The organism is Dietzia sp. DQ11-44, from assembly GCF_014145205.1.
Taxonomy (GTDB): domain Bacteria; phylum Actinomycetota; class Actinomycetes; order Mycobacteriales; family Mycobacteriaceae; genus Dietzia; species Dietzia natronolimnaea.
The window spans coordinates 1-9981 of the sequence record NZ_JAALEC010000225.1 but is presented as its reverse complement, the minus strand read 5'-3'; the positions used below and the strand labels follow the sequence as shown (position 1 = coordinate 9981).

The window sequence follows — 9981 nt, the reverse complement described above, 5'->3', positions numbered from 1 at the left end:
CCGCCCGGCCCAGTTCGCCCGCCTCGCCGCCGAGGTCGTTCCAGCGGTCCGCCACGGGTGCCGGGACGTCGACCGTCGAATCGGCGGGCCCGGGGACGGGGGCCGAGGTCGTCGTGGACATCACCTCTGAGGTGGTCGGTGACACCCCGGTCGCCTCGTCCCGGCCCGATTCGCCGTCCGTCCCGCAGGCGGAGAGCCCGGCGGTGGCGGCCGCGGCGACCGTGACTGCGGCGAGGGTACGCGTGATCCTGTTCATGCACGTAGATCCTAGTCGCGGCCAGACCGGCGCCGAACGTCGTTGCCGGATCGCGACACTCCAGGGTGTTCCGCGGGGGCCGCGGTCGGGGGACACTGGATCCGGGCCACGCCCGTCGGGGCGGGAGGAGGGGGCGACATGTCGAGGTTCGTCACGTGTCTGTGGATGGACGGGCAGGCGGAGGAGGCCGCGGAGTTCTACTGCTCGGTCTTCCCGAACTCGCGCGTCATCTCGGTCGACGAGTCCCCGGTCGACACGCCGGGGCCGAAGGCCGGCGAGGTCCTGACAGTGGAGTTCGAGCTCGACGGTCGGGCCTTCCTCGCCCTCAACGGGGGTCCGGGGGTCGAGTACACCGATGCGATCTCGCTGGAGATCCGGTGCGCCGACCAGGACGAGATCGACCACTACTGGGACGGCCTGCTGGCCGGCGGGGGCCGGGAGGTGCAGTGCGGCTGGCTCATCGACCGTTACGGAGTGCGCTGGCAGGTCGCACCGGAGTCGTTGTACGAGCTGTGGCGCTCGGGGGACCAGGCGGCCACCGCACGGGCCTTCACGGTGATGATGGACATGGTCAGACTCGACGTGGCCGCACTGGAGGCCGCTGCCCGGGGAGTCTCGTGACGCCACCCCCCGGGCGGTCACCCATGCAGGTCACATAGCCCGCGCAGGTCACGGGCCCGCACAGGTCACAGACCCGGGCGCTTGCCCACCGTCAGCGTGACCTCGCCGGTGTGGGCGAAGAAGTCCTCGCCCTTGTCGTCGACCACGATGAACGCGGGGAAGTCCTCCACGTCGATCTTCCACACCGCCTCCATGCCGAGTTCCTCGTACTCGATCACCTCGACGTGCTTGATGCAGTCCTGGGCCAGCCGCGCGGCGGGGCCTCCGATCGAGCCGAGGTAGAAGCCGCCGTGGGTGGCGCAGGCATCGGTGACCTGCTTCGAGCGGTTGCCCTTGGCCAGCATGACCATCGAGCCGCCCGCGGCCTGGAACTGCTCGACGTACGAGTCCATGCGGCCGGCGGTGGTGGGGCCGAACGATCCCGACGGCATCCCCTCGGGGGTCTTGGCGGGTCCCGCGTAGTAGACCGGGTGATCCTTGAGGTACTGCGGCATCTCCTCGCCGGCGTCGAGCCGCTCCTTGATCTTGGAGTGGGCGATGTCGCGGGCCACCACCAGGGGACCGGTGAGGGACAGACGGGTCTTGACCGGGTGCTTGCTCAGCTCGGCGAGGATCTCCGCCATGGGCTTGTTGAGGTCGATCCTCACCGCGGCGCCCTTGCCGGTCCCGGACACGCCGTGCGTCGCGGCGTCCAGTTCGGCGTCGGTGGTGGCGGGCAGGAAACGGCCGGGATCGAACTCGAGCTGCTCGAGGAACACGCCCTCCGGGGTGATCTTGGCCTTGGCCTGACGATCGGCGCTGCAGGAGACGGCGATCGCGACGGGGAGTGACGCCCCGTGGCGGGGGAGGCGCACCACGCGGACGTCGTGGCAGAAGTACTTACCGCCGAACTGCGCGCCGATCCCGATCTGCTGGGTCAGCTCGAAGACCTTCTCCTCCAGCTCCACGTCGCGGAATCCGCGGCCCGACATGGCCCCCTCGCGGGGGAGCTCGTCCAGGTAGTGCGCCGAGGCGAGCTTGGCCGTCTTGACCGCGAACTCGGCGGAGGTGCCGCCCACCACGATCGCCAGGTGGTAGGGCGGGCAGGCCGCGGTGCCGATCGAGCGGATCTTCTCCTCGATGAACTGCATCATCCGCTCGGGATTGAGGATCGCCTTGGTCTCCTGGTACAGGAAGGACTTGTTGGCCGAGCCGCCGCCCTTGGCCATGAACAGGAACTTGTAGCTGTTCTCGTGGCCGGGCGTGGTGTCGGCGCCGATCTCGATCTGGGCCGGGAGGTTGTTGCCGGTGTTCTTCTCGTCCCACATGGTGAGGGGGGCGTTCTGCGAGTAGCGCAGGTTGAGGCGGGTGAACGCGTCGTAGACGCCGCGGGCGACCGCCCGCTCGTCGGGCCCGGGGGTGAGCACGTGCTGGCCGCGCTCGCCCTTGACGATCGCGGTGCCGGTGTCCTGGCACATCGGCAGCACCCCGCCGGCGGCGATGTTGGCGTTCTTGAGCAGGTCCAGTGCGACGAACTTGTCGTTGTCGCTGGCCTCGGGGTCGTCGAGGATCTTGGCCACCTGCGCCAGGTGGTCCGGGCGCAGGTAGTGCGAGATGTCGTGCATCGCCGTCTCGGTGAGCAGCCGGATCGCCTCGGGGTCCACGCGGAGGAAGGTCGTGCCGTCCGGGCCCTCCACCGTGGAGACGCCCTCGGTGGTCAGGAGGCGGTACTCGGTGGTGTCCGCACCGACCGGGAGGAGGTCCTCATAGACGAACTCGGGCATCGACGCTCCTGGATCTTCAAGGGGGTAAAACTTCCGTCCAGGATAATCGTCCGATTGCGCAGGTCAGAATCGGGTGTCCAGCAGGGGGACGAAGCGGTATCCGCCGTGGTCGGTGACCTCCACCTTCCCGCCGGTGCGCCGCACCCGGTGCATCACGTCCCGCCAGGGAGCGACCATCACGCCGTCGTCGTCCAGTTGGTCCACGAGTTCCTGCGGCAGGGCCCGGCCCATCGCCGAGACGAGGATCCGGTCGAAGGGGCCGTACTCCGGCAGGCCCAGCACGCCGGGCCGGGCCTGGTGTACCCGCACCCAGGGCTGGGTGAGGGCCGCGCGTGACCTCTCGACCAGCTCCGGAACAAGCTCGACCGCGAACACCTCGGACCCCGGCCCGCCCAGTTCGCCGAGGATCGCCGATGTCCAGCCGCTGCCGGAGCCCACGTCGAGGACCCGCATCCCGGGGAACGGTTCGAGGAGGGTCATCATGTCCGCCACGGTGGAGGGTTGCGAGTTCGTCTGCCCGAAGCCGATCGGCAGCGGCGCGTCGCGGTGGTGGTCGTCCGCGACCTCGGCTGGGAGGAACCGACGCCGGTCTTGGGCGCGCATCGCCCGACGGACCTCCGCGGTGGGCATACCGGGCCTCCTTCGCGACGGGATTCCGATGGCGTGATCGTACTCGCGCCGGGGTCCCGTGGCCACGGGAGCGGGCCGGTCGGCGCGAGGTCCCCACCACCCGCTTCTGAGGGAAGGCACACCTTGGTTTTGCCCCTGCGCACACGGCGTGGTTAAGGTGAGCCTAACCTACTGACTTAAGCCCCTGGAGACACTGTGAACCGATTCCCCACGATCGTCGCCGCGGCAGCCGCCCTCGCCCTGACCGGCGGCGCGCTCACTGCCTGCGGAAGCTCCGACGCGCAGTCCACCGGCACCGACGGTGAGGGGCCCGCGCGGGTCGTCCTCACCAGCCACGCCGCTGCCGACACGCTCGACGAGCTGGATCTCGAGGACCGGGTGGTGGGCCTGACCAAGACCGGGGTGTTCCCGGACGCGCTCGACACCTATGCGAGCGATGAGTACACGGACGTCGGCAGCCTCAAGGAGCCGAAGATGGACGTCATCGCCGAGCTCGGCCCCGATCTGATCCTGTTCGGTGCGCGCACGGAGGCGATGGAGCCCGAGTTCGCCAAGATCTCGGACCAGGTGATCGCCGGTGATCCCGACACCTCCGACACGGTCGCGTCCAACCGCGCCAAGGTGGAGGAGATCGCCGCCCTGTTCGGTGCCGAGGACAAGGCGGCGGAGCAGCTCGCCGAGATCGACGAGAGGGTCGCCGAGACGCGTGCCAAGGCCGAGGACGCCGGAACGGCACTGGTGCTCATGACCTCGGGCGGCAAGGTCACGGCCTACGGCCCCGGGACCCGGTTCGACATCATCTTCAACGAACTCGGAATGGAGTCGGCCGGTGACGTCGCCGCCGAGGGCAGGCACGGCGCACCGCTCAGCTGGGAGCAGATCGCCGAGCTCAACCCCGATCACGTCTTCGTGATCGATCGGGACGCCGCGATCGGTGCCGAGGGTGAGGCGGCCACAGCGCTGCTGGACAACCCCCTGTTCAACCGGACCTCCGCCGCGACCAACGGCAACGTCCACATGCTCGACGGGCAGAACTGGTACCTCATCGGCGGCGGGCTCGGCGTCCTGGACGCCATGATCGGCGAGATCGACTCGGCAGTCTCCTGACCGCGGGGAGCACCCGGTCGTGACCACCACCCTGTCGGAGAACCGGCCACGGCACCAGGCGCCCTGGCCGGTTCTCGGCGTGGCCGCACTACTGGTGGCACTGGTCGCGAGCGTGTTCGTCGGCGCGGCCGACATCACGGTCCGGGACGTCCTCACCGGTGGCCTCACCGAGGCGCATCGCGTCTACCTCCTCGAGGCCCGCCTGCCCCGGACCGCGGCGGCAGCGCTCGCCGGGGCGTCCCTGGCGGTCGCCGGACTGCTCATGCAGCTGCTCACCCGCAGCCGCTTCGTGGAGCCCTCCACCGCCGGGACGGTCGAGTCCGCCGGATTGGGCCTGGTCGTGGTGGCGATCCTCGCCCCGGGCGCCCCGATCGTGGTGAAGATGCTCGTGGCGATGGTGTTCGCCCTCGCCGGCACCGCGCTGTTCCTCGCGTGCATCCGTCGCGTCGCCGTCTCCGACTCCTTCATCGTGCCGCTCATCGGCATCATGCTGGGCTCCGTCGTGGGTGCGGTCGCGGCGTTCCTGGCACTGTCCCGGGATCTCCTCCAGATGCTCAACGCCTGGATGCTCGCCGACTTCTCCGCGGTCCTCGCCGGGCGGTACGAACTGCTCTGGCTGGTGGCCGTCCTCGGGGTGATCGCCTACATCACGGCGGACAGGTTCACCGTGGCCGGGCTGGGGGAGGACGTCGCCACGGGCCTCGGTGTGGATCACCGCACGGTCGTCGCCCTGGGAATGTCCATCGTGGCGGCCGTCGCCGCCGTCGTCGTCGTCACCGTGGGCGCCCTCCCGCTGCTCGGACTCGTGGTCCCCAACGTCGTCTCCAGACTCGTCGGCGACGACGCGCGCCGCGGCCTGCCGCTCGTGGCGCTCCTCGGCGCGGTCACCGTCCTCGTCTGCGACATGGTCGGACGGTCGCTCCCGGGCATCCTCGCCGGTGGCTCGACCGGTGCGGGTGAGATCCCCGTGGGGACGCTGGTGGGGATCATCGGCGGGGCCGTATTCCTGGCGATGATGCTGCGGGCGGTGCGCAATGGTTGAGACCCCTACCGCGGAGCGCCCGCCGCAGCAGCTCCGGCGTGGGCGGACACGGACCGAGTCCGACCGACGACGCCGGTGGCTGGTCACCCTGGTCTGCGCCGCCGTCGCGGTCGGGGCGCTGGCCGCACTCGTCCTGACCGGCCTCCCGGAGACCGTGGGCTCCAGGGCCTGGCACTACTCGCTGGACCGGTTGTCCCGCCATGCCGTGGCGATCGTCCTGGTGGCCGTGGCCGTGGGCGTGTCGACGGTGTTGTTCCAGACCGTCACCGGGAACCGGATCCTCACCCCGGCACTCATGGGCTTCGACTCGCTGTACCTGCTCGTCCAGACGATGCTCGTGTTCTTCGTGGTCCCGCGTCCCGAGGCCCTCGCCGGCGGCCTCATCAGCGGCGGCCTCTCCGGATTCCTGGGGCAGACGGCGATCATGGTCGTGGCCTCGACCGCGCTCTACCTCTGGCTGCTCGGTGGGCGGAGGACCGACATCCACCTGCTGTTGCTGGTCGGCGTGGTGTTCGGGGTGTTCTTCCGCTCGATCTCCTCGTTCTTCCAACGCCTGCTCGACCCGGCCGCCTACCTGCGGGTCCAGGACGCCATGTTCGCCAGCTTCCGGGGTGTGCAGCCGGACGTCCTGGTCGCGTGCGGACTCATCGTCGCCGCCTGCCTGGGTGTGGTCGTGCTGCTCGGCCGCAGGCTGGATGTGATGCTCCTCGGCCGTGACCCGGCGGTCGCCCTGGGCGTGGACCACCGCCGGGTGACGATCGTCGTGCTGGTGGTGGTCTCGTTCCTCGTCTCCGCGTCGACGGCGCTGATCGGCCCGGTGATGTTCTTCGGGCTCATCGTCGCCAACGCCGCCTACGCGCTCCTCGGGACCACCCTCCACCGCTTCACGCTGCCCGTCGCCTCGCTGCTCGGCGTGGTCGCGCTGGCCGGTGGGGAGTTGGTGCTCGGCGCCCTGGGCGTCGAGTCCGCGTTGAGCATCGTCATCGAGTTCGTCGGTGGCCTGCTGTTCCTGTTCCTGCTCCTGACCAACCGCGCACGCTGACGAAAGAAGCAGATCATGTCCCTCCTCCCGTTCCGTCGCCGCGGTGACCGGACCAGCGCGACCCCGTGGCCGGCCGAGCGCCCGACCGGGGGCGGTATCGAGGCGAACTCGGTGTGCGCGTCATACGGCGAGACACAGGTCCTCCGCGACGTCACCGCGTGCTTCGCCCAGGGCGGCGTCACCTCGTTGATCGGACCCAACGGCGCCGGCAAGTCCACGTTGCTGGGGGTCATGAGCCGACTCCAGGGAGCCGACTCCGGACACGTCCTGGTCGACGGGGTCGATGTGTCCGTGAACGGTGGCCGCGAGCTCGCGCGACGCCTCGCGGTGCTGCGTCAGGAGAACGCCGTCTCCATCCGCCTGACGGTCCGCGAACTCGTGGCCTTCGGCAGGTTCCCGCACAACGGTGGCCGACCCACCCCCGGGGACGACGAGCACGTCGGGTACGCCCTGGCGGCGATGGAGCTGGAGGGCCTGGCCGACCGTTACCTCGACGAGCTCTCCGGCGGCCAGCGCCAACGCGCCCACATCGCCATGGTTCTCGCGCAGGACACGGACTACGTCCTGCTCGACGAACCGCTCAACAACCTCGACCTGCGTCACGCCACCTCGATCATGCGGTTGCTGCGCCGGACCGCCGCGGAGCGGGACAAGACCGTCGTCCTGGTGATCCACGACATCAACATCGCCGCCGCCTACTCGGACCGGATCATCGCCATGAAGGACGGCTCGATCGTCGCCGACGGCACGCCGGCGCAGATCATGCGGACCGACGTCCTGCGGTTGGTGTACGACATGGAGATGCAGGTCGCCGAGGTCGCGGGGCGATACGTGGCGCTGTACTTCGACGGCGAGGACGAGCCGGAGGGCATCGGCGCGGTCCTGTCCACCGCCTGACCGGCTCTCCCGGGGTGGCCCACGGCGCTAGTGTCGGGGGCATGCGTTTCGGACTCTTCCTGCCCCAGGGCTGGCGGCTCGACCTGGTCGACGTGCCCCCCGCCCGCCACTGGCCGGTCATCACCGACCTCGCCACCCGTGCCGACGCGGGCCCGTGGGAGTCGGTGTGGGTGTACGACCACATGCACACCGCACCGCTCACCACCGGAGAGGCCACCCACGAGGCCTGGACCCTGATGTCCGCCCTCGGCGCGGTGACCTCCCGGGTGCGGCTGGGTCAGATGTGTACCTGTCTCGGGTACCGCAACCCCGCGCTCCTGGCGAAGATGGCGTCGACCGTGGACCACATCTCCGGCGGACGCGTCGAGATGGGGATCGGGGCCGGCTGGTACGAGCACGAGTGGCGGGCCTACGGCTACGGGTTCCCCTCCGCCGGTGAGCGGATCGCCATGCTCGACGAGGGCGTGCGGATCATGACCGAGGCCTGGGCCGACGGCATCGTCTCGCTCGAGGGTGACCACTTCCGGGTCGACGGTGCGATCGTGCGACCACGGCCACTGCAGGAGGGTGGCATCCCGATGTGGATCGCCGGGGGCGGCGAACGCAAGACCCTCCGGATCGCCGCCCGCCACGCCGACTACACGAACTTCGACGGCAGCCCCGAGGGGTTCGCCCACAAGTCGGAGGTCCTGTTCGCACACTGCGCGGACGTGGGCCGGGACCCGTCCGAGATCACGCGCACCGCCAACTACAACGTGGCCGTGGGGGAAACGGAGAAGGACGTCGCCGACAGGCTGGCGTTCCTCCGTGACCGGATGGCCCGCCACGTGGGCGCGGACGAGGCGGACCGGCAGCTCGGCGCGTACCGCGGGCTGCCCGCGGTGGGCACGCCCGGGCAGATCGTGGACAAGCTCCGCGAACTCGAGGGTCTGGGGATGACTTACGGGGTGTTCTACTTCCCAGAGATCGCCACCGACACCTCGGGGCTCGAGTTGTTCGAACGCGAGGTCATCCCGGCCCTGGCATGACCCGCCCGCCGGGCGGACGTCCCCACCATCCCCGACCACCGGAGTGCGACCGTGATCAAGGACATCCACTATGAAGAGCTGCCCGCCGAGGCGGTACTCGATCACGTCACCCCGGGGATGCACATCATCTCGCCGATCCAGAACGCGGCGCCCCCGGCGTTGCTGCGCGCCCTCGACGCGGGGGCCGAGGGGTTCTCCGGCGTCACCATCCACCACATGGACCCCTGGGAATCGCTGCCCTTCATGGAGGGTGCGTACCCGGGCAGGCTCCGGCACGTGGACTACTTCCTCGGTCCCGGTTCGCGGAAGAACTTCCACGAGGGCACGTGCGATCTCGTTCCGGTCGACTTCGCGCAGGTGCCGGCGACCCTGCGTGAGTTCAGCCCGCCCGGCCTCGCCGTGACCACGGTCTCCGAGATCGACGAGCACGGGTTCTTCTCGATGGGCACCAACGCCGACTACGTGGCGTCCTTCATCGGACAGGTGCCGTTCTTCGTCGAGGTCAACGCCAACATGCCCCGGACCTTCGGGCGCAACCACATCCACATCTCCCAGGTCGTGGGCGTGACGCGGAACGACGCCCCGATGATCTCGATCGAGCCGCCCGTGCCCGGCGAGATCGAGCACGCGATCGCCGACCACATCGCCGAGCGGGTGCCGGACGGGGCCTGTCTGCAACTGGGGGTCGGCAAGCTCCCCAACGCGGTGCTGTCGCGGCTCACCGCGCACGAGAACCTGGGGATCCACACCGAGGCGCTGTCGGACGGCGTGATGGACCTCGTGGACGCCGGCGTCATCGACGGATCACGGAAGACCGGCCGGCCGTTCAAGCACGTCACCACCTTCGCGGTGGGGTCGCAGAAGCTCATGGACTGGCTGCACAACAACCCGTCGGTCGCCATGCTCCCGGTGGACATCGTCAACGACCCGCGCGTGATCGGTCAGGAGCACAATCTCCATTCGGTCAACGCCACGAGCGAGGTCGACCTCTACGGGCAGGCGGCATCGGAGACGATCGGTGGACGGTACTGGTCCGGAGCCGGTGGTCAGGCGGACTTCGCGAGGGGCTGCAGGTTCTCACCCGGTGGCCACGGGTTCATCGTCACCCCGTCCCAGACCTCCGGCGGTATCAGCCGGATCACGCTCTCGTTGACGCCCGGGAGCCCGGTGACCACCCACAAGAACATCATCGAGAACGTCGTGACCGAGTACGGGATCGCGACGCTCAGGGGTCGGTCGGTGTCCGACCGCGCCGCCGCACTGATCGCGATCGCCCACCCGGACCACCGCGAGCGGCTGAGTCGGGAGGCCCGCGACGCCGGGCTGTTGCCGCGGACCGTGCACTAGGGCCGGATCCCCGACGGCCCACCGGCGCCACGTTCGCGGCGCCACGTTCGCGGCGTCCACGTGGGTCGACCGGTGGCAGGGGGCCCGGAGGGGGGTTACGTTTCCGGTGGAATGTGACCCCTGACATCGGAGGAAATCATGGACCCCATCATCTGGATCGTCATCGGGGTGGTCGCAGTGGTCGTGGTCATCGCGTTGATCGCGTTGGCCGCGAGGAACAGCAACAGGAAGAAGCTCGGCGAGGCGGA

At 69.7% G+C, this 9981-nt stretch carries 9 protein-coding genes and 1 pseudogene; 7 read left to right on the top strand and 3 right to left on the bottom strand.

Going from position 1 to position 9981, the window contains the following annotated elements; genetic code table 11:
- Positions 1-256, bottom strand: a pseudogene (locus tag G6018_RS06585) (hypothetical protein); the annotation flags it as partial.
- Positions 257-394: 138 nt separating this feature from the next.
- Between G6018_RS06585 and G6018_RS06580 the strand changes: the two are divergent.
- A complete protein-coding gene (locus tag G6018_RS06580) occupies positions 395-877 on the top strand; it encodes a VOC family protein (protein ID WP_182609241.1) in 483 nt (160 codons plus the stop codon).
- Positions 878-942: 65 nt separating this feature from the next.
- Here G6018_RS06580 and G6018_RS06575 read toward each other — a convergent pair whose 3' ends face one another.
- The gene (locus G6018_RS06575) at positions 943-2640 is read right to left on the bottom strand and encodes a fumarate hydratase (RefSeq protein ID WP_182639207.1); all 1698 of its coding nucleotides are present in this window, start codon (positions 2638-2640) and stop codon (positions 943-945) included.
- A gap of 63 nt (positions 2641-2703) precedes the next feature.
- A complete protein-coding gene (locus G6018_RS06570) occupies positions 2704-3270 on the bottom strand; it encodes a methyltransferase domain-containing protein (RefSeq protein ID WP_182639206.1) in 567 nt (188 codons plus the stop codon).
- Positions 3271-3465: 195 nt separating this feature from the next.
- Here G6018_RS06570 and G6018_RS06565 point away from each other — a divergent pair, with 195 nt between their 5' ends.
- From G6018_RS06565 to G6018_RS06540, 6 genes are read left to right on the top strand one after another with little or no spacing between them, the layout of a single operon-like run.
- On the top strand, positions 3466-4377 hold the full coding sequence (locus G6018_RS06565; protein ID WP_182609238.1) for an ABC transporter substrate-binding protein: 912 nt from the start codon (positions 3466-3468) through the stop codon (positions 4375-4377).
- Positions 4378-4396: 19 nt separating this feature from the next.
- Entirely contained in the window at positions 4397-5419 is a 1023-nt protein-coding gene (locus tag G6018_RS06560; RefSeq protein WP_347237817.1) for a holin, read from the top strand.
- Entirely contained in the window at positions 5412-6461 is a 1050-nt protein-coding gene (locus tag G6018_RS06555; RefSeq protein WP_182639205.1) for an iron chelate uptake ABC transporter family permease subunit, read from the top strand. Before G6018_RS06560 ends, G6018_RS06555 begins: the two co-directional genes overlap by 8 nt.
- Positions 6462-6476: 15 nt before the next feature.
- Complete coding sequence (locus G6018_RS06550) at positions 6477-7358, top strand: ATP-binding cassette domain-containing protein (protein ID WP_182639204.1); 882 nt, start codon at positions 6477-6479, stop codon at positions 7356-7358.
- A gap of 41 nt (positions 7359-7399) precedes the next feature.
- The gene (locus G6018_RS06545) at positions 7400-8386 is read left to right on the top strand and encodes an LLM class F420-dependent oxidoreductase (RefSeq protein WP_179525608.1); all 987 of its coding nucleotides are present in this window, start codon (positions 7400-7402) and stop codon (positions 8384-8386) included.
- Between the two features lie 54 nt (positions 8387-8440).
- Complete coding sequence (locus G6018_RS06540) at positions 8441-9733, top strand: acetyl-CoA hydrolase/transferase family protein (protein ID WP_182609242.1); 1293 nt, start codon at positions 8441-8443, stop codon at positions 9731-9733.
- Positions 9734-9981: the final 248 nt, after the last annotated feature.